This is a genomic window from Sabulicella rubraurantiaca (assembly GCF_017355885.1).
GTDB lineage: Bacteria > Pseudomonadota > Alphaproteobacteria > Acetobacterales > Acetobacteraceae > Roseococcus > Roseococcus rubraurantiacus.
Genome location: NZ_JAFEUU010000002.1, coordinates 227,219 through 246,563, shown reverse-complemented (window position 1 = coordinate 246,563; position 19,345 = coordinate 227,219). Strand labels below are relative to the sequence as shown.

At 70.7% G+C, this 19,345-nt stretch carries 19 protein-coding genes; 12 read left to right on the top strand and 7 right to left on the bottom strand.

The window, feature by feature from the left end:
- Positions 1 to 29: 29 nt before the first annotated feature.
- Positions 30 to 1,316: a phospholipase D-like domain-containing protein gene (locus tag JTJ31_RS05130; protein ID WP_207537540.1), complete on the bottom strand. Its 1,287-nt coding sequence runs from the start codon at positions 1,314 to 1,316 to the stop codon at positions 30 to 32.
- Between the two features lie 139 nt (positions 1,317 to 1,455).
- Between JTJ31_RS05130 and purH the strand changes: the two genes are divergently transcribed.
- The 4 genes from purH to JTJ31_RS05110 are packed head-to-tail and all read left to right on the top strand — an operon-like array spanning position 1,456 to position 7,188.
- Positions 1,456 to 3,030 carry a bifunctional phosphoribosylaminoimidazolecarboxamide formyltransferase/IMP cyclohydrolase gene (purH, locus tag JTJ31_RS05125; protein WP_207537539.1) on the top strand — a complete coding sequence of 525 codons (1,575 nt, stop codon included), beginning with the start codon at positions 1,456 to 1,458 and terminating at the stop codon, positions 3,028 to 3,030.
- Between the two features lie 41 nt (positions 3,031 to 3,071).
- Entirely contained in the window at positions 3,072 to 4,613 is a 1,542-nt protein-coding gene (gene rmuC / locus JTJ31_RS05120; RefSeq protein ID WP_207537538.1) for a DNA recombination protein RmuC, read from the top strand.
- Complete coding sequence (locus tag JTJ31_RS05115; protein ID WP_207537537.1) at positions 4,610 to 5,842, top strand: NupC/NupG family nucleoside CNT transporter; 1,233 nt, start codon at positions 4,610 to 4,612, stop codon at positions 5,840 to 5,842. The genes rmuC and JTJ31_RS05115 overlap by 4 nt, the downstream gene beginning before the upstream one ends.
- Positions 5,843 to 5,862: 20 nt before the next feature.
- Positions 5,863 to 7,188: an aspartate aminotransferase family protein gene (locus JTJ31_RS05110; protein WP_207537536.1), complete on the top strand. Its 1,326-nt coding sequence runs from the start codon at positions 5,863 to 5,865 to the stop codon at positions 7,186 to 7,188.
- On the opposite strand, the gene JTJ31_RS05105 is transcribed toward JTJ31_RS05110, so the two are convergent.
- Both JTJ31_RS05105 and JTJ31_RS05100 read right to left on the bottom strand, forming a co-directional pair.
- On the bottom strand, positions 7,178 to 8,332 hold the full coding sequence (locus JTJ31_RS05105; RefSeq protein ID WP_207537535.1) for an alpha-hydroxy acid oxidase: 1,155 nt from the start codon (positions 8,330 to 8,332) through the stop codon (positions 7,178 to 7,180). The two genes, JTJ31_RS05110 and JTJ31_RS05105, sit on opposite strands and share 11 nt — an antisense overlap.
- Before the next feature lie 53 nt (positions 8,333 to 8,385).
- Entirely contained in the window at positions 8,386 to 9,123 is a 738-nt protein-coding gene (locus JTJ31_RS05100) for an IclR family transcriptional regulator (RefSeq protein ID WP_207537534.1), read from the bottom strand.
- A 113-nt stretch (positions 9,124 to 9,236) separates the two neighbouring features.
- On the opposite strand from JTJ31_RS05100, the gene JTJ31_RS05095 reads away from it, so the two are divergent.
- The 4 genes from JTJ31_RS05095 to JTJ31_RS05080 are packed head-to-tail and all read left to right on the top strand — an operon-like array spanning position 9,237 to position 12,134.
- Positions 9,237 to 10,115: a TauD/TfdA dioxygenase family protein gene (locus tag JTJ31_RS05095; RefSeq protein WP_207537533.1), complete on the top strand. Its 879-nt coding sequence runs from the start codon at positions 9,237 to 9,239 to the stop codon at positions 10,113 to 10,115.
- Positions 10,115 to 11,008, top strand: coding sequence for a fumarylacetoacetate hydrolase family protein (locus JTJ31_RS05090; protein ID WP_207537532.1), 894 nt, complete (start codon positions 10,115 to 10,117; stop codon positions 11,006 to 11,008). The genes JTJ31_RS05095 and JTJ31_RS05090 overlap by 1 nt, the downstream gene beginning before the upstream one ends.
- Positions 11,008 to 11,163: a hypothetical protein gene (locus JTJ31_RS05085; RefSeq protein ID WP_207537531.1), complete on the top strand. Its 156-nt coding sequence runs from the start codon at positions 11,008 to 11,010 to the stop codon at positions 11,161 to 11,163. Before JTJ31_RS05090 ends, JTJ31_RS05085 begins: the two co-directional genes overlap by 1 nt.
- Positions 11,160 to 12,134: a tripartite tricarboxylate transporter substrate binding protein gene (locus tag JTJ31_RS05080; protein WP_207537530.1), complete on the top strand. Its 975-nt coding sequence runs from the start codon at positions 11,160 to 11,162 to the stop codon at positions 12,132 to 12,134. The genes JTJ31_RS05085 and JTJ31_RS05080 overlap by 4 nt, the downstream gene beginning before the upstream one ends.
- Positions 12,135 to 12,146: 12 nt before the next feature.
- Here the strand turns inward: JTJ31_RS05080 and JTJ31_RS05075 are convergent, their stop codons facing one another.
- Positions 12,147 to 12,710: a hypothetical protein gene (locus JTJ31_RS05075; protein ID WP_207537529.1), complete on the bottom strand. Its 564-nt coding sequence runs from the start codon at positions 12,708 to 12,710 to the stop codon at positions 12,147 to 12,149.
- A 141-nt stretch (positions 12,711 to 12,851) separates the two neighbouring features.
- Between JTJ31_RS05075 and JTJ31_RS05070 the strand changes: the two genes are divergently transcribed.
- Positions 12,852 to 13,085, top strand: coding sequence for a hypothetical protein (locus JTJ31_RS05070; RefSeq protein WP_207537528.1), 234 nt, complete (start codon positions 12,852 to 12,854; stop codon positions 13,083 to 13,085).
- 6 nt (positions 13,086 to 13,091) lie between these two features.
- Here JTJ31_RS05070 and JTJ31_RS05065 read toward each other — a convergent pair whose 3' ends face one another.
- A complete protein-coding gene (locus tag JTJ31_RS05065) occupies positions 13,092 to 14,669 on the bottom strand; it encodes an ABC transporter substrate-binding protein (RefSeq protein ID WP_207537527.1) in 1,578 nt (525 codons plus the stop codon).
- A 271-nt stretch (positions 14,670 to 14,940) separates the two neighbouring features.
- On the opposite strand from JTJ31_RS05065, the gene JTJ31_RS05060 reads away from it, so the two are divergent.
- The 3 genes from JTJ31_RS05060 to JTJ31_RS05050 all read left to right on the top strand — a co-directional run bounded on the left by JTJ31_RS05060 (position 14,941) and on the right by JTJ31_RS05050 (position 17,445).
- Positions 14,941 to 15,930, top strand: a complete 990-nt coding sequence (locus tag JTJ31_RS05060; RefSeq protein WP_207537526.1) for an MBL fold metallo-hydrolase — start codon at positions 14,941 to 14,943, stop codon at positions 15,928 to 15,930.
- Between the two features lie 67 nt (positions 15,931 to 15,997).
- The gene (locus tag JTJ31_RS05055) at positions 15,998 to 16,951 is read left to right on the top strand and encodes a Bug family tripartite tricarboxylate transporter substrate binding protein (protein ID WP_207537525.1); all 954 of its coding nucleotides are present in this window, start codon (positions 15,998 to 16,000) and stop codon (positions 16,949 to 16,951) included.
- On the top strand, positions 16,948 to 17,445 hold the full coding sequence (locus tag JTJ31_RS05050) for a prolyl-tRNA synthetase associated domain-containing protein (protein WP_207537524.1): 498 nt from the start codon (positions 16,948 to 16,950) through the stop codon (positions 17,443 to 17,445). Before JTJ31_RS05055 ends, JTJ31_RS05050 begins: the two co-directional genes overlap by 4 nt.
- Before the next feature lie 31 nt (positions 17,446 to 17,476).
- Here the strand turns inward: JTJ31_RS05050 and JTJ31_RS05045 are convergent, their stop codons facing one another.
- Positions 17,477 to 18,442, bottom strand: a complete 966-nt coding sequence (locus tag JTJ31_RS05045; protein WP_207537523.1) for a Bug family tripartite tricarboxylate transporter substrate binding protein — start codon at positions 18,440 to 18,442, stop codon at positions 17,477 to 17,479.
- Entirely contained in the window at positions 18,439 to 19,320 is an 882-nt protein-coding gene (locus JTJ31_RS05040; protein WP_207537522.1) for an alpha/beta fold hydrolase, read from the bottom strand. The genes JTJ31_RS05045 and JTJ31_RS05040 overlap by 4 nt, the downstream gene beginning before the upstream one ends.
- Positions 19,321 to 19,345: the final 25 nt, after the last annotated feature.

Genomic DNA, 19,345 nt, shown 5'->3' with positions numbered 1-19,345 from the left:
TCGTCGCATCCGAATGCGGCAAAGCGGGTCTAGAGCTGATCCGCAAAGCTCCAGGACAGCATCTCGCGCACGCGCTGGCCGAAGGGCCGCGCGCGCCATTCTGCCAGCGTCACCGCGCGCGCACCCGCGATGCGGCCTCCCAGCAGGCGTTCCAGCGCCCCGCCGAATTCGGGGCCGAACAGGATGGCGTCCACCTCGTCATTCCAGGCGGCGCTGCGCCGGTCGAGGTTGGAAGAGCCAACGGCGGACCATTCCCCATCCACTACCGCCAGCTTGGCGTGCATCACCCGGTCATGCACCTCGAAGATCCGTGCCCCCGCTTCCAGCAGATCGCCATAGAGCGAGCGCTGGATGTGCAGCGGCATGGCGTGGTCGGAGGCGCCGGGCAGCAGCAGGCTCACCGCCACCCCGCGCCGCGCCGCGCGCAGGATCTCCGTCATCTCGCGGGGGGCGGGGACGAAATAGCCGGTGCAGATGATGGCGCTGCGGCGCGCCGCCTCCAGCGCCGCCAGCCGGGCGACATGGAAGAGCGGCCGCCCCTGGACGGGCGAGGAGCCGAGCACGCGCATGGCGGTCGGTCCCGGGCGGCGCGGTGCGGGAAACCAGTCGCGGGGCGCCAGCGCTCCGCCGCCCTGGCTCTCCCAGGTGTCGAGGAACAGGCGCTGGAAGGCCAGCACCGCTGGCCCTTCGATGCGCAGCCCGACATCGTCCCAACACGCCTCCTCCGGGTCCACCTCCGGATCCACGGCGCCGGGGCCGCAGCGATTGGCATAGACCCCATGGAGGTTGGCGCCGCCGGTGAGCGCCACGCGCCCATCCACCACCAGGATCTTGCGGTGGGTGCGGTGGTTGGGCCGCCAAGCGCGGCGCACCTCCAGCGGATTGGCCGGGTTGAAGGAAAGCAGCCGCGCCCCCGCCTCGCGCAGCGCGTCGAACTCGGCCCGGCTGGTGCGGGAGGAGCCCAGGCTGTCGTAGATCACGTTCACCGCCACGCCCTCGCGCAACTTCCGGCGCAGCAGGTCGAACAGCAATTCGCCGCTGCCGGGCCGCCGGACGTCCTCGACGATGAAGAACTCGAGATGGACGTGGTCGCGCGCCGCCTCGATCATACGGAACACCTCGATCAGCACGCGCGGCCCGCCGGCCAGCAGCCCCACCGCATTGCCCTGGAGGAGAGGCGCATCCGCCATGGCCTCGCGGAACAAGGGGGCGTCCGCGATGCCCCGGTCTGGCAGATCGGGGAAGGAGGCGCATCCACCCAGGCCGAGCAGCAGGGCCATTGCCTCCCGCCGCCCCGGTGTGTCGCCTTGCACCATCGCCGCCATCCTCCTGCCGAAAGGAGCAAGCCACAGGGGCAGGGAAGGGTTGCATCGCATGGGAAGGCTGCGCCCCTGGAGGTTTCCGGCCCGGCCCTTTCGCTCTAGACCGCGCGAAACCGCCACCGGAACCCCCGCCATGACCGACCGCATCCCCGTCCGCCGCGCGCTGCTTTCCGTGTCCGACAAGACCGGCATCGTGGAGTTCGCCCGCTTCCTGGCGGGGCAGGGGGCGGAGATCCTGTCCACCGGCGGCACGGCGGCGGCGATCCGCGCGGCAGGCATCCCGGTGAAGGATGTGAGCGAGCACACCGGCTTCCCCGAGATCCTGGAAGGCCGGGTGAAGACGCTGGTGCCGCAGGTGCATGGCGGCATCCTGGGCCGGCGCGACGCCGCCGATCATCTGGCGCAGATGGAGGAGCACAACATCGCGCCGATCGACCTCGTGGCGGTGAACCTCTACCCCTTCGAGGCGACGGTGGCGAAGGGCGCGCCCTTCGAGGATTGCATCGAGAACATCGACATTGGTGGCCCGGCGATGATCCGCTCGGCGGCCAAGAACCACGCGCATGTGGTGGTGGTGACGGAAGCCGCGCAGCTGGACGAGGTGCGGGCGGAGCTGGAGGTGGGCGGGACGAGCGCTGCCCTGCGCCGCCGCCTCGCCGCCGCCGCCTATGCGCGCACCGCCGCCTATGACTCCGCGATCAGCCAGTGGTTCAGCGGACAGCTGGAGGAGGAGTTCCCGCAGCGTCTCGCCTTCGCGGGCTTGCTGCGCCAGACGCTGCGCTACGGCGAGAACCCGCACCAGCGCGCCGCCTTCTACCTCGACGGATCGAACCGTCCCGGCATCGCCACGGCGCGGCAGGTGCAGGGCAAGGAACTCTCCTTCAACAATTTGAACGACACGGATGCCGCCTTCGAGTGCGTGGCCGAGTTCGAGCGCCCGGCCGTGGTGATCGTGAAGCACGCCAATCCCTGCGGCGTGGCTGAGGGCGCGACGCTGTCCGAAGCTTGGGACGCGGCGCTGCGCTGCGATCCGGTAAGCGCCTTCGGCGGCATCATCGCCGTGAATCGCCGCCTGGATGCCGAGGCGGCGGAAAAGATGGCGAGCCTGTTCACCGAGGTCGTCATCGCCCCCGAGGCGGATGACGCCGCCATCGCCGCCTTTGCGCGCAAGAAGAACCTCCGCCTGCTGCTGACCGGCGGTATGCCCGACCCGGCCGCGCCCGGCACGGTGTTCCGCTCCGTCTCCGGCGGCTTCCTGGCGCAGTCGCGCGATGCGGGCCGCGTGGCGCGCGAGGCGCTGAAGGTGGTGACGAAGCGCGCGCCCACGGAGGGAGAAATGCAGGACCTGCTCTTCGCCTTCCGCGTCTGCAAGCACGTGAAGAGCAACGCCATCATCTACGTCAAGGATGGCACGACGGTGGGCATCGGGGCGGGGCAGATGAGCCGCGTGGATTCCTCGCGCATCGCGGCCTGGAAGTCGGGGGAGGCGGCGAAGGCCGCCGGTCTCGACACGCCGCTCGCCCAGGGCAGCGTCGTCGCCTCCGACGCCTTCTTCCCCTTCGCCGACGGGTTGCAGGCCGCTGCGGCGGCCGGCGCGACCGCGGTGATCCAGCCCGGCGGTTCCATGCGCGACAATGAAGTTATCGCAGCAGCCGACGAGGCGGGGCTGGCCATGGTCTTCACCGGGATGCGCCACTTCCGCCACTGAGCCCGGCTTGCGACACTCCCCGCGATTCGGGGGGTGCGCGCATGTCGGTGGAAGCCTTGCTGCTGGTCGGGGTCCTGGCCGTCCAAGCCCTGTTCCTCGCCATCCTCCTGTTCCGGCGCACCCCGCCGGACCCGGCGTTGGCCACCTGCCAGGCGACGGTGGAGCGCCAGGGCGAGCGGCTGGGCGAGTTGGCGGCGGATCTGCGCGGCATGCCGGAACGGGTGCATGCGCTGATCGGTCCCGCGATCAGCGGCTTCGCCGTCGAGCAGACGAAGGCCCTCGCCGCGCTGCAGCAGGGGCTGGGCGACCGACTGGCCGAGGATGCGCGTGCCGGCCGCGCCGAGCAGGGCGCCAAGCTGGAAGAACTCCGCGCCGCCCATGAGCGCATGCAGCAGGCCCTGGCGCAGGGCGCGCTGGACCAAGCGGCCGCGCTGGCGCGCATGGAGGCGGCGCTGCTGGAGCGCCTCGCCACCGATGCGAAGACCGGCCGCGCCGAGCAGGCCGAGCGGCTGGAGAAGCTGCGCGAGGCGACGGATGGGCTCACCGGCAAGGTGACCGCCTCCCTGGCGCAGCAGGAGAAGGCGGTGCTAGAGCGCCTCGCCGCCGAGGCCAATGCCTCGCGCGACCTGCTCGACCGCAAGCTGAAGGAGATGGCGGAGACGAGCGAGAAGCGCCTCGGCGAGATCCAGCGCAGCGTGAACGAGCAGCTGGCCGGCGCGGTCGAGAAGCAGATGAACGAGAGCTTCCAGCGCGTGCTCGACCAGTTCGCCGCCATCCAGCAGATGATGGGCAACGTCCAGTCCGTCGCTTCGCAGGTGGGCGACCTGAAGCGGCTCTTCGGCAACATCAAGACGCGCGGCGGCTGGGGCGAGGCGCAGCTGAAGCAGATGCTCGACGACTTCCTACCTCCCGGCGCCTACGAGACCAACGTGACGCTGCGCGAGGACAGCCTGGATGTAGTGGAGTTCTGCATCCGCATGCCGGGCGGCGAGGAGCGCGCCCTCCTGCCGCTCGACGCCAAGTTCCCCTGCGAGGATTACGAGCGGCTGATCCTGGCGCACGAGGCGGGCGACACGGCGGAGGAGGCGCGCTGCCGCAAGGCGCTCGAGGTTCGCGTGCGCGGCGAGGCGGCGAAGATCGCCAGCAAGTATATCTGCCCGCCGCGCTCCACCGACTACGCGCTGATGTTCGTTCCCACCGAGGGGCTCTATGCCGAGATTGCGCGCATGCCTGGGCTGATCGAGGACCTCGCGCGCAATTCCCGCATCTATGTCGCCGGGCCCTTCATGCTTCCGGTGATGCTGAAGAACATCCAGCTGGGCTACGTGCAGCTCGCGCTGTCGAAGAATGCGGAAGGCGTGCAGAAGCTGCTTTCCGCCACCAAGGGCGAGATGGCAAAGATGGACGGCGTGCTGGAGAAGCTGGCGAAGCAGGTCGGCACGGTGGATCGCACCATCGGTGCCGCACGCACCCGCACCCGCGCCATCACCCGCAAGCTGCGCGAGGTGGACCTGCTGCCGGGTGAAGAGGGCACCGAACTTCTCCAGCTCGACGCCATGGTCGAGGAAGAAGAGGAGGCGTGAGCCTCCTCCAGCTTCAGTCCGCGCTCGGGCTGGTCGCCTTCTGCCTGCTGTCCTGGGCCTGCGGTGGGTTTCGGCGGCCGGTCGCGCCGCGCCTTGTCCTGGCCGGGCTGGGGGCAACGCTGGGCCTCGCCGCGCTGATGCTGCATGTGCCGCCGCTGCGTGCCGCGCTGGGCTGGCTGGGCGATGTGGTCGAGGCGCTGGCCCGAGCGACGCGGGCCGGGACCTCGCTGGTCTTCGGCTTCCTGGGCGGTGGGCCGCTGCCCTACGCGGAAACGCTGCCCGGCGGCTCCTTCATCCTCTTCTTCCAGGCGCTGCCGCTGGTGCTGCTGGTCGGCGCGCTCTCGGCCGTGCTGTATCACTGGCGCATCCTGCCCTTCATCGTCGGGCTGATGTCGCGGGCGCTGCGGCGCCTTTTCGGCCTGGGCGGCGCGGCGGGGTTCAGCACCGCGGCCAATGTCTTCGTCGGCATGGTGGAGGCGCCGCTGCTCATCAAGCCGTGGCTGGCGCGGCTGAGCCGGTCGGAGATGCTGCTGGTCATGGTCGCGGGGCTGGCGACGATCTCAGGCAACATGCTGGTGGTCTATGCGGCGATGATCGCGCCCGTGGTGCCTGGGGCGGCAGGGCAGCTGCTTACGGCTTCCGTCATCTCCGCCCCTGCCTCGGTCCTCGTCGCGCTGCTGCTGCGCCCCGGCGAGGCGGCGACGGAGGGCGGCGCGGCGCCCCGGCTCTATGACGGCACGCTGGATGCGCTGGTGCGCGGCACCACGGATGGGCTGCAGCTCCTGCTCGGCATCATGGCGCTGCTCATTGCCTTCGTGGCGCTGGTGGCGCTGCTGAACGAGGCGCTGGCGCCGCTGCTCGGCGTCACGCTGGAAAGCATCGCCGGCGCGCTGTTCCGGCCGGTGGCATGGCTGATGGGCGTGCCCTGGACGGAGGCGACGGAGGTCGGGCGGCTGCTCGGCATCAAGCTCGTGGTGAACGAGTTCGTGTCCTATCTGGAACTGGCGCGCACGGGCGATGCTCTGAGCGAGAGGTCGCGGCTGATCCTCGCCTATGCGCTGTGCGGCTTCACCAATTTCGGCTCGCTCGGCATCATGCTGGGCGGGCTGACGGCGATGTGCCCGGAGCGGCGGTCGGAGATCGCCGCGCTCGGCCCGCTCGCCCTGCTGGGCGGGACCATCGCCTGCGCCATCTCGGGCGCGGCGGTGGGGCTGCTGACGCCGCCTTGAGAGGGCGCTAGCCTTCCCTCATGCCGCACCTGATCCATCGTCGCCTCGACGCCGCTCCGCCCCTCGCCGTGAAGGGGGAGGGGATCTGGCTCACCGCTGCAGACGGACATCGGGTGATGGATGGCTCGGGCGGGGCCGCCGTCGCCTGCCTGGGGCACGCGCACCCCAAGGTGCTGGCGGCAATGCGGGCGCAGATGGACGCGCTCTGCTACGCCCATACCAGCCTCTTCTCCTGCGAGAGCGCCGAGCGCCTTGCCGATACGCTGGTGGGCCACGCGCCGGGCGGGCTGACCCATGCCTATTTTGTCTCCTCCGGCTCGGAGGGGATGGAGGCGGCGCTGAAGATGGCGCGGCAGTATTTCGTGGAAGCCGGTCAGCCCCAGCGCACGCGCTTCATCGCGCGGCGGCAGAGCTACCATGGCAACACGCTCGGCGCGCTCGCGGCGGGCGGCAACATGATGCGCCGCGCCATCTACGAGCCGGTGCTGTCCCACGCCTTCTCCCATGTCTCGCCCTGCTACGCCTATCGCGGCCGCGCGGATGGAGAGAGCGACGAGGATTACGTCGAACGCCTGGCGGCCGAGCTGGAAGCGGAGTTCCAGCGCCTGGGCCCCGACAACGTCGCCGCCTTCTGCGCCGAGACGGTGGTGGGCGCGACGTTGGGATGCGCGACGGCGCTGCCCGGCTATTTCCGCCGCGTCCGCGAAATCTGCGACCGCCACGGCGCGCTGCTGATCCTGGACGAGGTGATGAGCGGCATGGGCCGCTGCGGCACCACCCATGCCTGGGAGGCGGAAGGAATCGCCCCGGACATCCAGGTGGTCGCCAAGGGGTTGGGCGGCGGCTACCAGCCCATCGGCGGCATCCTCGTCTCCGGACGCATCATCGCGGCGCTGCGCGACGGCTCGGGCGGGTTCATGCACGGCCACACCTACCAGGCGCATCCCATGGCCTGCGCGGCGGCGCTGGCCGTGCAGCAGGTGATCGCGGAGGAAGACCTGCTGGAGAACGTCCGCACCCGCGGCGCGGAGCTGGAAGCGGCGCTGACCGAGCGCCTGGGCAACCACGCCCATGTCGGCGAGATCCGCGGGCGCGGGTTGTTCTGGGCGGTGGAACTGGTGCAGGACCGCGCCACCAAGGCGGTGTTCGACCCGGCGCTGAAGCTGCATGCGCGGGTGGGGCAGGAAGCCTATGCGCGCGGCCTCGCCTGCTATCCCATGGGCGGGACCATCGATGGCCGCCAGGGCGACCACGTGGTGCTCGCACCCCCCTACAACGTAACCCGCGAGGAAATCGCCGCCATCGTGGACCACTTCGGCGCGGCGGTGGAGGCTTCTATTCCCTGACCCGGCGCAGGAAGCCCGGGTCCAGCTGCGACGCGGAAGTGATGCCCAGCAGCGCCATGTTGCGGTGGATCTCCTCCTTCAGCAGGGCGATGGCGCGGGCTACCCCAGCCTCGCCGCCCAAGGCTGCCGCGAACAGGAAAGGGCGGCCAACGAAGACGAAGCGCGCCCCCAGCGCCAGCGCCTTCAGCACATCGGTCCCGCGCCGCACCCCGCCATCCAGCAGCAACGGGAAGCCCGGCGCCGCCGCCACGGCTTCCGGCAGCACGCGCAGCGGGGCGACCGCTCCGTCCAGCTGTCGCCCGCCATGGTTGGACAGGATGACCGCATCCGCGCCGGCCTCGCGGGCGCGCACCACATCCTCCGCCGCCAGCAGCCCCTTGATGACGAGGGGACCCTTCCACAGCCGCCGGATCAGCGCGACATGGCTCCAGTCCAGCCGGTCGCGGCTGCCCACTTGCCGCACCAGGTCGCGCGACAGGATGGGCGGGCCGCGATGCGCGTCCATGTTCTCGAAATGCGGCATGCCGTGGCGCAGCAAGGTGCGGGCGAAGGTGCCCAGCAGCCAGCGCGGATGCGTCGCCCCCTCCCAGACCAGCCGCACGCTGGGCTTGATCGGGATGGAAAAGCCGTTGCGCAGGTTGTTCTCGCGGTTGGCCGGCACCGGCACGTCGGCGGTCAGGACGAAGGTGCCATAGCCGGCGCGGGCGACGCGCTCCACCAGCGCCTCGATGCGCTTCTCCTCGCCGGGCAGGTAAGCCTGGTACCAGTCGCTGCCCGCCGCGCGGATCTCCTCCAGCGGGATCAGGGAGGAGGCGCTGGTGACCATGGGGATGCCGGCGGCGGCGGCGGCGCGGGCGAGGACGATGTCGCTGCGATAGGCGCAGACCGCGCCCGCCCCCATCGGTGCGATGCCGAAGGGCGCGGCGTGGGTGGCGCCCAGCAGCGTCGTCTCCTGCGTTCGCGCGGAGGTGTCGAGGAGAGCACGCGGCACGAAGCCCCATTCGCCGAAGGCGGCGCGATTGTCGCGCAGGGACTGGTCGGTTTCGGCCGCGCCGGCGACGAAGCCGTGAAGCATGCGCGGCAGGTGGCGGTGCCCCGCCGCCTCGAAATCGGACAGGGCGAGGAAGCGTTCGGCGCGGTGCATGAAGGTGTCTCGCAACCGGGCAGGCCTGGCGTCAACATGGCCGCGTCGCGGTTTCACGGATGTGAAGCGCCGAGCGCCGAAACCTTGTCGCGCATCAGCCGAAGGATCCCGCGCGCCTGGCGCCGCATCCGCCCCAACGGCCCGCTGACGCCGATGGCCAGCGGCCGATGCCCCGCCGCGACGGGCAGGGCCATGGCGAGCATCATCGTGTCGGGCACCACCGCCGCCTCGCTGCGCGCGAAGGCCTGGGTGCGGATCTCCTCCATCTCGGCCAGGAAGGGACGGACCGGCACCGGCTTCTCCGCGCCGCGGGCGGCGTTCACCGCGCGTAGCACGGCGGCGACTTCAGTATCCTTCTGCAAGGCCAGCAGCACCTTGCCGGCGGCGGGCAGGTGGATCGGGCGGCGGGAGCCGGGGCGGATGAAGAAGCGCACCGGCCGGATGGATTGCAGGATGCGGATATAATCCACGTGCAGCCCGTGCTGCATGGCCAGGACGATCGTCTCGCCCGTCTCGGCCTGGAGTTCGTCCATCAGGCGCGGGATGCCGCCTTCTTCCGCGAAGAAGCGCTCGAAGATCCAGGTGCCGAGCACGGCGAAGCGGATGGTGGGGGTGTATTCCCGCGTGCGCACGTCATGGTCGAGATAGCCGAGGGAGCGCAGCGACTTCAGCAGAACCGAGGTGGAGGAAAGCGGGAAGCCCAGCGCCCCCGCCACCTCCGACACGGTGGCGGGGGCGTGGCGGTGGGCGAAGAACTCGAAGATCTCGAGCACGCGCCCGGCAGATTTCACGACGGCATCCATGCTTCACGGATGTGGAATCAAATCACAGCAATGAAAACCCTGTTGCGCGGCGGTATGCCCGGCGGCGATACCCTGGGAGGAACGAACCGAGGAAACCGACCATGCAGATCACCCCGAACCCGGGCGGCGTGGGCGCGCGCGTCACCGGCATCAACCTCGCCGCCCCTCTGTCCGAGGGCGATTTCCGCGCCCTGCTGCGGTCGCTGGCGCATCACGGCGTTCTCTGTTTCCCGGACCAGTCGCTGGAAGCGCCCGAGCTGTCGCGCTTTGGCGCCCGCTTCGGTGAGTTGGAGGTGAACGTCGCCAACCTGTTCCACGCCCCCGACCACCCGGAGGTCATGATCCTCTCCAACATGAAGGAGGGTGGGAAGCCGGTCGGGCTCAACGATGCTGGCCAGGGCTGGCACACGGATATGAGCTACTCCAAGGAGATCGCGCTGGCGAACGTGCTGCACGCCAAGAAGGTGCCGGTGCGCGACGGGCGGCCCCTGGGCGACACGCAGTTCCGCGACATGCACGCCGCCTACGAGGACCTGCCGGCCGAGGTGAAGCAGCGCCTGGAAGGCAAGGTCGCCATCCACGACTTCAACAAGTTCTGGGAGATGATGCGCGCCCGCCCCGGCTCCACCCGCGCGCCGCTGACGCCGGAGCAGCGCGCGAAGAAGCCGCCCGTGCCGCAGCCCATCTTCCGCGTGCACCCGGTGACGGGGCGCCGCGTCCTCTACTGCAACCCCGGCTACGCCATGCACATCGAGGGTATGGACAGGGCCGAGAGCGACGCGATGCTGGAGTTCCTGTTCCGGCACCAGGACCAGGACAAGTACCTCTACTCGCACAGCTGGACGCCCGGTGACGTGCTGATGTGGGACAATATCAGCACTACCCACAATGCCGTGGCGGATTACGGACCGGAGGAGCACCGCTTCATCCTGCGCGTGCAGGTGATGGCGACGCTGGACTACGCGGCGTTGGCAGCCTGATGCGGCTGCTGAGCTTCGAGGCGGAGGCCGGGCCGCGCGTGGGCGCGGCCCTTGGCGATTCGGTGGTGGACCTCGCCGCCGCGCTGGCGGCGCTGGGCGGCGATGCCGCAATCATCCCCGGCGACATGACCGCCTTCCTCGCGCATGGCGAGGCGGCGATGGTCGCGGCCGCACGCGCCCTCGCCTTTGCCGCGCGGCCGGAGAACGCGGCGCTGCGCCGCCCGTTGGGCGAGGCGAGGCTGCTGGCCCCGGTGCCGCGCCCGGGCAAGATCCTCGGCGTCGGGCGCAATTACGGCGCGCATGCGAAGGAGGTGGGCGGGCCGGTGCAGGAGATCCCGCGCATCTTCACCAAGCCCGCGACTGCCGTCGCGCCGCCGGGCGCGCTGGTCCGTATTCCCGCCGCCGTGCGTAAGCCGGACTGGGAAGCCGAGATCGGCGTGGTCATCGGCCGCACCGCGCGCGAGGTGCGCGAGGCCGATGCGCTGCGCCACGTCGCCGGCTACACGCTGCTGGACGATGTCTCGGCGCGTGAATTCCAGTTCGACGTGCAGCCGCCGCAGACCTCCTTCGCCAAGGGCATGGATGGATTTTGTCCGATGGGCCCCTGTATCGTGACGCCGGACGAGGCGGGCGAGCCCTGGAACCTCCAGATCCGCTGCTGGCTGAATGGCGAGCTGGTGCAGGAGGGGAACACGCACGACCTCATCTTCCCCGTCACCACGCTGATCGCGCATTTGTCCCGCTACATGACGCTGGAGCCGGGCGACGTGATCGCCACCGGAGCCCCCGCCGGCTCCGGCGCCTTCCGCGATCCGCCGCGTTGGCTCAAATCCGGTGACCGGCTGCGGATCGAGTGCCCGCGCATCGGCGTGCTCGAGCACGGCATCGCCTGATGCTGTCCGGCTTCGCGTCGCTGCCGGCAGTGGGCCAGGGCAGGCTGCTGCGTGCCACGCTCACGCCACGCCCGGACGGCCGGTATTCGCGCTCCACCGATCCGTTCGAGATCGGGCGGCCCAATACGCAACAAGAACCCAGGGAAACGTCATGATGCTCCACCGCCGCGGCCTCGCCGCGCTCCTTGCCGCCGTCGCGCCGCTTCCGGCTTTCGCGCAAGGTGCCGCCTGGCCGACGCGACCGGTCCGCATCGTGGTGGGATTCGCTGCCGGCGGGCCGACCGACGTGATCGCGCGCGTCCTGGCGCAGGATCTCACGAACTCCCTTGGCCAACCCGTCGTGGTGGAGAACCGCACCGGCGCCAACGCGCTGGTCGCGACGGAGGGCGTGGCGCGCGAGGCGCCGGATGGCCACACCCTCCTGATGAGCACGCTGTCGCACAGCGTGAACGCCATCCTGCTGCCCAATGCGCGCTACCGTCCCCTGCAGGATTTTGCGCCCGTCTCACTGGTGGCGCGTCTGCCGCTGGTCGCGGTCACCGGCGCCTCGACGCCGTTCCGCTCCCTGCAGGACGTGGTGGAGGCGGCGCGCGCCCGGCCGGGCGAGATCTCCTACGGCTCGGCCGGGAATGGCGGCTCGGCGCATCTCGCCGCCGCGTTGCTGGCGACGCTGTCCGAGACGCGCATGACGCATGTGCCGTTCCGCGGCAATGCGCCCGCGCTGCAGGAGGTGATGGCAGGCCGCGTCTCCTTCATGTTCTACCCGATGATCGGCATCTCCGACATGATCGGGCGCGGGCAGTTGCGAGCCCTGGCTGTCTCGACCACCGAGCCGCACCCCGATTATCCCGGCGTGCCCACCACGGCGCAGGCAGGCTTCCCGGGCTTCGAGGAATACACGCAGGGCCTCGGCATCCTGGCCCCGGCGCGCACGCCGGCGCCTGTGGTGGAGACGCTGAACCGCGCCATCCGCGCCAGCCTGGAGAAGCCCGAGACGGCGCAGCGCCTCGCAGGCCTGGGGGCCATCGTCGCTCCCTCAACGCCAGAGGAGTTCGCGACCTTCCTGGAAGGCGACCTCGATCGCTGGCGCCGGGTCATCGAGGCGGCACGCATCACCAGCGAGTGACGCGTCGCAGCTTCAGCGCGACGTGCTCAGCTCGGCCGAGCGCAGCGGGGCCTCGGCGGCTTCGGGTCGGGGAGAAAGGTAGACTTTCTCCCGGTCGAAACCGACATAGTAGCGCCCGCCCTCATCGGTGCAGGGGAAGCTGAGGTTGCAAGTGGCCGCGCTGCCCGGTGCGGCGCGCGGCACCTCCACTGGCGCTCTCGTCAATGCGACCTGGATCACCGCCGCGGGAGCTGGGCGCGGCGTCGCTTGACGCGGCGCGGCCTCATGCTGAGGCGCCGAGCGCTGGGCGGCGCGTTGTGGGGCAGGGCGCTGGGCCGCGCGCGGCATGGCTCGGGGCGCTGCGCGGGAAGCGATTGGGCGCACTTCAGGCGCCCGCCGCGCCGTCGTGTTTTTCGCAGCCGTGCTTCTCGTGGCAGGGGCCGCACGCGGTCGCGCGGGAGTGGCGACGTTGGTCGAGGGCGTGCGTGCCGTCGTGCCGCGCACCTCGCGGCTGGGCGCACGTGCAGCACTGGCGTCGGGCACCAACTCCGGTCCCATGGCCAGGACCAACCCAGCCAGCAACATCCATGGGCGCATCGCGTCCTCCTTGCCATCTGTCCCCAAAGAGGACTTGACAGGGAAGAAAACAGGCTTGCAGCCGTGCAGGTTTCCTCGCAGCCGTTCACCCGATCTGTGCGTTGAAGGGGGCAAGACCAAGAAGCGAAAGGATTTCCCCCTGTGTTCTGGCTGATTCTCGTTGCCCTTTCCCCCGTGGGCACGGGCAGTGCCGTCCCCCCGCTGGCGGTGCTGGAACGCCCGATGGACCTCGCTTCCTGCGAGGCCCAGGCGGCCACTCTCAACGAAGCAACGCGCGACCCTGTGCGGGACGGCGTGTCCCTGGCTCTGTGTCTGAGTGACGCGCAGTTAGGCCGCAATCCGCCCGAACGCCCGGTGCGCTGGGCTTCGCGCTAGCCGGAATCAGCCGCGACGGAGGTTCCATAGGAACGGGTTCGGCCCCTGTAACACGCCGGAGAGATCGGCGCGGAAGGCGGTGCGGAGGCGGAAGAGGCCGGTCGGCGCGATCGGCACGCTCTCCCAGGCCAGTTCCTGCAAGCGGCGCATCGCCACCTTCTGAGCGCCGGCATCGGCGGCGGAAAGCCAGGCCGCGACCTGCTCCTCTACCGCCGCGTCCTCCGGCCAGCCGGGCCAAGCCTGGGCGCCGTTCATGCGGATGACGAAGGACACGGCCGGGTTGGCGATCGTCGCTGCCGGGGCGTTGGTGTTGTGCAGGTGCCAGCCCCCTTGCGAAGGCGGGTTGCGGTTCGCGCGCCGCGCCAGGATGGACGCCCAGTCGCTTTCCACTGGCTGCATATTCAGACCCAGCGCGCGCATCACCTCCACCGTCACGCGGCCCTGCTGCGTCACCGCCGGGAAATCGGTCGGATTGATATGCACGATGGGTTCGCCGTTGTAGCCGGCCTCGCGCAGCGCGGCGCGGGCGCGGTCCATCGCCTGCGGGCCGCGCGGCGCGGGCGGGAATTCCAACGCGCCAGGCAAGCCGCAGGGGAACAGCGAATGACATTCCTGCCAGTCCCCCGGCAGCGCCACGGCCTGCATGAAATCCGGCTGCACCAGCACGTCGCGGATCGCGCGGCGCACGCGCACGTCGCTGAAGGGCGGGTGCAGGTGGTTGAAGCGCAGGAAGCCCAGGAAGCCGTTCGGGTCGTAGATCTGGGTGCGAATGTTGCGGTCACGCTGGAGCAGCGGCACGAGGTCGGGCAGCGGGTATTCCACCCAATCCACCTCGCCGGTGCGCAGCGCCGCCGCCGCCGTGCCGCCATCGGGCAGCCATACGAATTCCAGCCGGTCGAAATGCACGCGCTTGCCGCCCGTCGCTGCCTCGGCCGGTTCGTCGCGCGGTACATAGGCCTCGTTGCGGAGATAGACGGAGCGCGAGCCCTGCAGATACTCGCCCGGCTGGAAGCGCCAGGGGCCGGAGCCAATCATCGCATCAGGTCCCAGCGCCCGGTCGGCCGGCGTCGCGGCGAAGCGCTCGGGCATCATGAAGCAGGGGCTGCTGCCCGGCTTGGCCAGCGCGTCGAGCAGGGCAGGGAAGGGGCGATGGAGGCGGAAGCGGATCACCCGGTCCTCCGGCGCGTCCAGTTCCGCCACGGCGCGCATCAGGGCGAGGCCGAAATTGTCCCGCGCCGCCCAGCGCCGGATGGAGGCGACGCAGTCCTGCCCGCGCACTGGCTCGCCATCATGGAAGCGCAGCCCGTCGCGCAAGGCGATGCGCCATTCCAGCCCGTCCGCCGAGGCCTCGTGCCCCGAAGCCATCTGCGGGCGCGGGCGCATGGCGCGGTCGGCGCCGTAGAGCGTGTCCCACACGCAGTAGCCATGGGTGGTGATGATGGTGGAGGGGTTGAAGACCGGATCCAGCACCGCCAGCGCCGCCTGCGGCATGAAGCGCAGCGTCCGCGCCCGAGCGTTCTGCGCCGCGACGGGTGAGGCGAGGGCAGCGGCCCCGGCGGCCAGGATGGCGCGGCGTTGGATCATCGGGTCGCTTTCCTCCTCGCGATGCCGGAGAGGAAGGGGCACGCGATCGCGCCCGACACCCTTCCCTCCGCCGGTGCGAACCGGATCAGGTTCCGGGGTCGCGGGGCTGTCCCCGGCCTCTCAGCGCCGCGAACCGGGCGCACCCCCATGTGTCGCTTCGGGAAATGGCGCATTGGCGGGCGGGGCGCAAGCGCAGCCCCGTGGATTCCAGGGCCGGGAGGGGTCTAGGCTTTCCCATGCGCCCGCATCAGGGCGCGAGGAGGAGAACGCGATGCACATGACCCGCCGCGAGGCCTTCGGCCTCGCCGCCGCGCTCGGCACGCTGGCCGCCGCGCCCGCCGCCCGCGCCGCCGCGCCGATGCTCGGCACCCAGGCGCCGGCCTGGTACCGCTTCAAGATCGGCGATTTCGAGGCGACCGTGGTAAGCGACGGCGCCCTGCCGCTTGGCCGTCCCGCCGACGGCTTCCCCAGCGCCCCAGCGGAGGAGATGCAGACCCTCCTGCGCGAAAGCTTTCTGCCCGCTGACGGGGTGGTGCTGGAGCAGAACGCGCTGGTGGTGAATACCGGACGCCACCTCGTGCTGATCGACACCGGCATGGGCGACAGCATGGGCGAGGCGAGCCGCATGTTCGGCCCCACCACCGGCAAGCTGCGCGAAAATTTGCGCGCCGCCGGATTCCAGCCCGAGCAGTTCGACATGATCCTGCTCACCCACGCCCATTGCGACCATGCCTGGGGGCTGGTGGACGCGAACGGGCAGCGCGTCTTCCCCAACGCCCAGGTGGCGCTGGCGGAAGCCGACCTGCGCTACTGGACCGACGACAACAACAAGCGCGGCCCCGCCTTCATGGTGCCCTTCATCGACGGCGCGAAGAAGAACCTGGAGGCGTATCGCGACCGGCTGGTGATGATCCGCGACGGGCAGGAAGTGGTGCCGGGCATCACCGCCATCGCCACGCCAGGACACACGGTGGGGCATCACTGCTACGCCGTTTCCTCGGGCAACATGACGGTGGTGAACACGGGCGACCTCGCCCACCACCAGGTCATTATGCTGCGGCGCCCCTCCTGGGAATTCGCCTATGACACCGACCCGGCGCAGTCGGCGCGCACCCGAACCCGGATGCTCGACCGCCTGGCGGCGGACCGGCATCACGTCCTGTCCTATCACTTCTCCTGGCCGGGGCTGGGCCATGTCGCGCGGGCGGGTGAAGGCTATGCCTGGATGCCGGCGGGGATAAACCTCAGCGGCGTGGGCTGACCTTTCCCCCTTGCCACGGGGGCGCGATGCGGGTGCCATAGCGGAAATCCGAACCGAGGAAACCGCCATGCACCGCCGCGCCCTGCTCGCCTCCGCCCTCGTTGCGCCGCTCGCCGCCCCGGCCTTCGCGCAGGGGAGCCCGCTGCGCCTCGTGGTCCCCTTCGCGCCGGGCGGCACCAGCGACATCCTCGCCCGCATCCTGGCGCCGGAGATGTCGCGGATCCTCGGGCAGAACGTGGTGGTGGAGAATCGCTCCGGCGCCAACGGCAATCTGGGCGCCGAACTCGTGTCGCGCGCCGCGCCGGATGGCAGTGCGCTGCTGATCACCGATGCGGGCGCGCTCGCCACCGCCCCCGCGCTGTTCCCGCGCCTGTCCTTTGACGTGCTGCGCGACCTCGCGCCCGTGAACCTCCTGATCTACGCGCCCTACATCCTCGCCGTGCATCCCTCGGTCCAGGCGCGCAACGCGCAGGAGCTGGCGGAGCTGGCGAAGCGCGCGCCGAACACGCTGAACGTCGCCAATTCCGGCGTCGGCGCTGCCAACCACCTGACCGCCGTGCTGCTGGCGCAGCATTGGGGCGCGAACCTGACGCAGGTGCCCTATCGCGGCGGCGCGGCGGCGCTGACCGCCGTGGCGGCGGGCGAGGCGCAGATCATCATCAACGGCGCCACCGCCACCGCGCCCTTCACCCGCGACGGGCGGCTGCGCGCCATCGCCGTCTCCGGTCCGAAGCGGCTGGAAGGGCTCGACGTGCCGACCTTCGCGGAGCTCGGCTGGCCGGCGACGGAAAGCGGCACCTGGCAGGGCGTCTTCGCCCCCGGGCCGACGCCCGCGCCGGTGATCGCGCGGTTGGACGGGGCGCTGCGCCAGATTCTCGCCCAGCCGGAAATCGCCCGCCGCATGGCCGACCTTGGCGCCGATGTGCGCGCCATGGGGCCCGAGCCCTTCAAGGCGTGGCTGGCGAACGAGGCGGAAAGCTGGGGCCGCGTGGTGCGCGCCAACAACATTCGCCCGGAATGACCGAAACGCCGGAAGGGCTGCTGGCGCGGCTGGAGGCGGCGGGGATCGAGGCGCGCACCGTGCGCCACCCGGCCGTCTTCACCGTGGCGGAGTCGCGCGGGCTGCGCGGCGAGTTGCCGGGGCTGCACAGCAAGAACCTCTTCCTGCGGCGCAAGGAGGGCGGTTTCGCCCTCGCCGTGCTGGAGGAAGGGCGGCAGCTCAGCGTGAACGAGCTGGCGCGCCGCGCCGGATGGGGCCGCGTCTCCATGGGCAGCGCGGAGGAGCTGCGCGCGACGCTGGGGGTGGAGCCGGGCAGCGTCACGCCGTTCGGGTTGGTGAACGCCGCGCCGGGCACGATCCGCGTCGCGCTGGACGCGGCGCTGGCGAAAGCCTCCGCGCTGGCCTGGTTCCACCCGCTCGTGAACACCGCCTCCACCGGCCTTGCCCCCGAGGCGCTGCTGCGATTCCTGCGGGGGCTGGGGCACGAGGTGGCGGTGCTGGATCTCGGAGCCTGACCCGCCGAGGCAGCGGACCAGGCTGCCGCGCTCAATCCAGCGTGATGCCCGCGCTGCGGATCACCTCGCCCAGTTCGCGCACCTCGCGCTCCGCCAGCGCATCCAGCTCGGCGAGGGTCATGGCGCGGGTGGCGGCGCCGCCCGCCTCGGCGCGGGCGCGGATCGTCGGGTCGTCGGCCAGGCGCCGCAGCTCGGCATTCAGCCGCTGCCGCGCGGCTTCCGGAATGCCGGTGGGGGCGAAGAAGGCGAACCACGCATCCAGCGCGAATCCGGGCAGCCCCGCCTCCGCCGTGGTGGGCACGTCAGGCAGACCGGCCGCCCGTGCGGAGCCGGCGATGGCCAGCGCCTTCACCCGCCCCGCCTGCGCCAGCGCGATGGCGCTGGAAGGCGTGGTGATGAACAGCTCGATCCGTCCACCCGCCACGTCCTGCAGCGCGGGCGCCGCGCCGCGATAGGGAACATGCGTCACCTCGACGCCGGTGGCGCGGCCGAACAGCACCCCTGCGATGTGCTGGATGGAGCCGGTGCCAGAGGAGGCGTAGTTGATCCCGCCCGGACGTTCCTTCGCCCATGTGATGAATTCGCGCAGCGTGTTCGACGGCACTTGCGGGCTGACGAAGATGCCGTGCGGCGCCATGGTCGCCATTCCGACCGGCTTCAGGTCGCGCAACGGATCCCATTGCAGGTTGCTCATCATCGCCGGGTTGCCGGCGTGATAGCCGTTGTATTGCAGCAGCAGCGTGTGCCCGTCGGCGGGGGCGCGAACCGTCGCCAGGATGCCGATATTGCCGTTGGCGCCGCCGCGATTCTCGACCACCACCGGCACGCCGAGCGCCTGGGACAGCCCCTCCACGTAGAGGCGCGCGGCGAAATCCGTGCCGCCGCCCGGCGGGTTGGGCACGATCACCGTGATGGGGCCGCGTGGCTGCCAGGCAGGCTGCGCCGAAGCGGCGAAAGGCAGGGCGAGGGCGGATGCGACAAGGGCGCGGCGCTTCATGGCAGGAACTCCTCCAGGGCTTGCAGCACCTCTCCGGGTGCCTCCTCGGCCAGATAATGCCCGCTCTTCACCGCATGGCCAGCCACTTCCGCCGATGAATAGGCGCGCCACACCGCGAGCGGCTCGTACCACTGGCCGATCTTGCCCTTCGCGCCCCACAGTGCCAGCAGCGGGCAAGTGACCTTCACGCCCTGTGCGCGGCTTTCGCGGTCATGCTCCAGGTCGATGGTGGCGGCAGCGCGGTAATCCTCGCAGATTGCTTCCACCGTTCCGGGCTGGCGCAGCGCGGCGAGGTAGTCGGCGCGCGCCTCGGGGTGGAAGAACCCGTCATCTTTGGGCTCGCGTGAGGTGTGGATGCGGAACCACAGCTCCACATCCTGCTTGATCAGCATCTCCGGCCCCGGATGCGGCTGCGCCAGCCAGAACCAGTGATAGTAGCCAAGGCCGAAGGCCATGTCGGCATTCTCGAAGTGATGCAGCGTCGGCACGATGTCCATCACGCAGAGCCGCTCCACCACCTCCGCGTGATCCAGCGCCAGGCGATGCGCGAGGCGCGCGCCGCGGTCGTGGCTGACGACAGAGAAGCGCTCGTGGCCGAGCTCGCGCATCAGGCCCAGCACGTCCTTCGCCATCTCGCGCTTCGCATAGGCGGCGTGACCGGGAAGCGGCGGCAGCTTGGCGGAGAAGCCATAGCCGCGAATGTCGGGGCAGATGACGGTGAAGCGCTGCGCCAGCGCGGGCGCGACCTTGTGCCACATGGCGTGGGTCTGCGGGTTGCCGTGCAGCAGCAACAAGGGCGGGCCGGAGCCGCCACGCCGGAAGCGCACGCGCATCCCCGCCACGTCACGCTCTTCCAGCGTGAAACCCTCGAAGAACATGCGCCTCTCTCCCGCCCCGTTTCCG

Excerpts from the sequence above, each read along its gene's own strand:
- JTJ31_RS05130 (WP_207537540.1), bottom strand. The coding sequence starts at position 1,316 with ATGGTGCAAGGCGACACACCGGGGCGGCGGGAGGCAATGGCCCTGCTG.
- purH (WP_207537539.1), top strand. The coding sequence starts at position 1,456 with ATGACCGACCGCATCCCCGTCCGCCGCGCGCTGCTTTCCGTGTCCGAC.
- rmuC (WP_207537538.1), top strand. The coding sequence starts at position 3,072 with ATGTCGGTGGAAGCCTTGCTGCTGGTCGGGGTCCTGGCCGTCCAAGCC.
- JTJ31_RS05110 (WP_207537536.1), top strand. The coding sequence starts at position 5,863 with ATGCCGCACCTGATCCATCGTCGCCTCGACGCCGCTCCGCCCCTCGCC.
- JTJ31_RS05105 (WP_207537535.1), bottom strand. The coding sequence starts at position 8,332 with ATGCACCGCGCCGAACGCTTCCTCGCCCTGTCCGATTTCGAGGCGGCG.
- JTJ31_RS05095 (WP_207537533.1), top strand. The coding sequence starts at position 9,237 with ATGCAGATCACCCCGAACCCGGGCGGCGTGGGCGCGCGCGTCACCGGC.
- JTJ31_RS05090 (WP_207537532.1), top strand. The coding sequence starts at position 10,115 with ATGCGGCTGCTGAGCTTCGAGGCGGAGGCCGGGCCGCGCGTGGGCGCG.
- JTJ31_RS05085 (WP_207537531.1), top strand. The coding sequence starts at position 11,008 with ATGCTGTCCGGCTTCGCGTCGCTGCCGGCAGTGGGCCAGGGCAGGCTG.
- JTJ31_RS05080 (WP_207537530.1), top strand. The coding sequence starts at position 11,160 with ATGATGCTCCACCGCCGCGGCCTCGCCGCGCTCCTTGCCGCCGTCGCG.
- JTJ31_RS05075 (WP_207537529.1), bottom strand. The coding sequence starts at position 12,710 with ATGCGCCCATGGATGTTGCTGGCTGGGTTGGTCCTGGCCATGGGACCG.
- JTJ31_RS05065 (WP_207537527.1), bottom strand. The coding sequence starts at position 14,669 with ATGATCCAACGCCGCGCCATCCTGGCCGCCGGGGCCGCTGCCCTCGCC.
- JTJ31_RS05060 (WP_207537526.1), top strand. The coding sequence starts at position 14,941 with ATGCACATGACCCGCCGCGAGGCCTTCGGCCTCGCCGCCGCGCTCGGC.
- JTJ31_RS05055 (WP_207537525.1), top strand. The coding sequence starts at position 15,998 with ATGCACCGCCGCGCCCTGCTCGCCTCCGCCCTCGTTGCGCCGCTCGCC.
- JTJ31_RS05050 (WP_207537524.1), top strand. The coding sequence starts at position 16,948 with ATGACCGAAACGCCGGAAGGGCTGCTGGCGCGGCTGGAGGCGGCGGGG.
- JTJ31_RS05045 (WP_207537523.1), bottom strand. The coding sequence starts at position 18,442 with ATGAAGCGCCGCGCCCTTGTCGCATCCGCCCTCGCCCTGCCTTTCGCC.
- JTJ31_RS05040 (WP_207537522.1), bottom strand. The coding sequence starts at position 19,320 with ATGTTCTTCGAGGGTTTCACGCTGGAAGAGCGTGACGTGGCGGGGATG.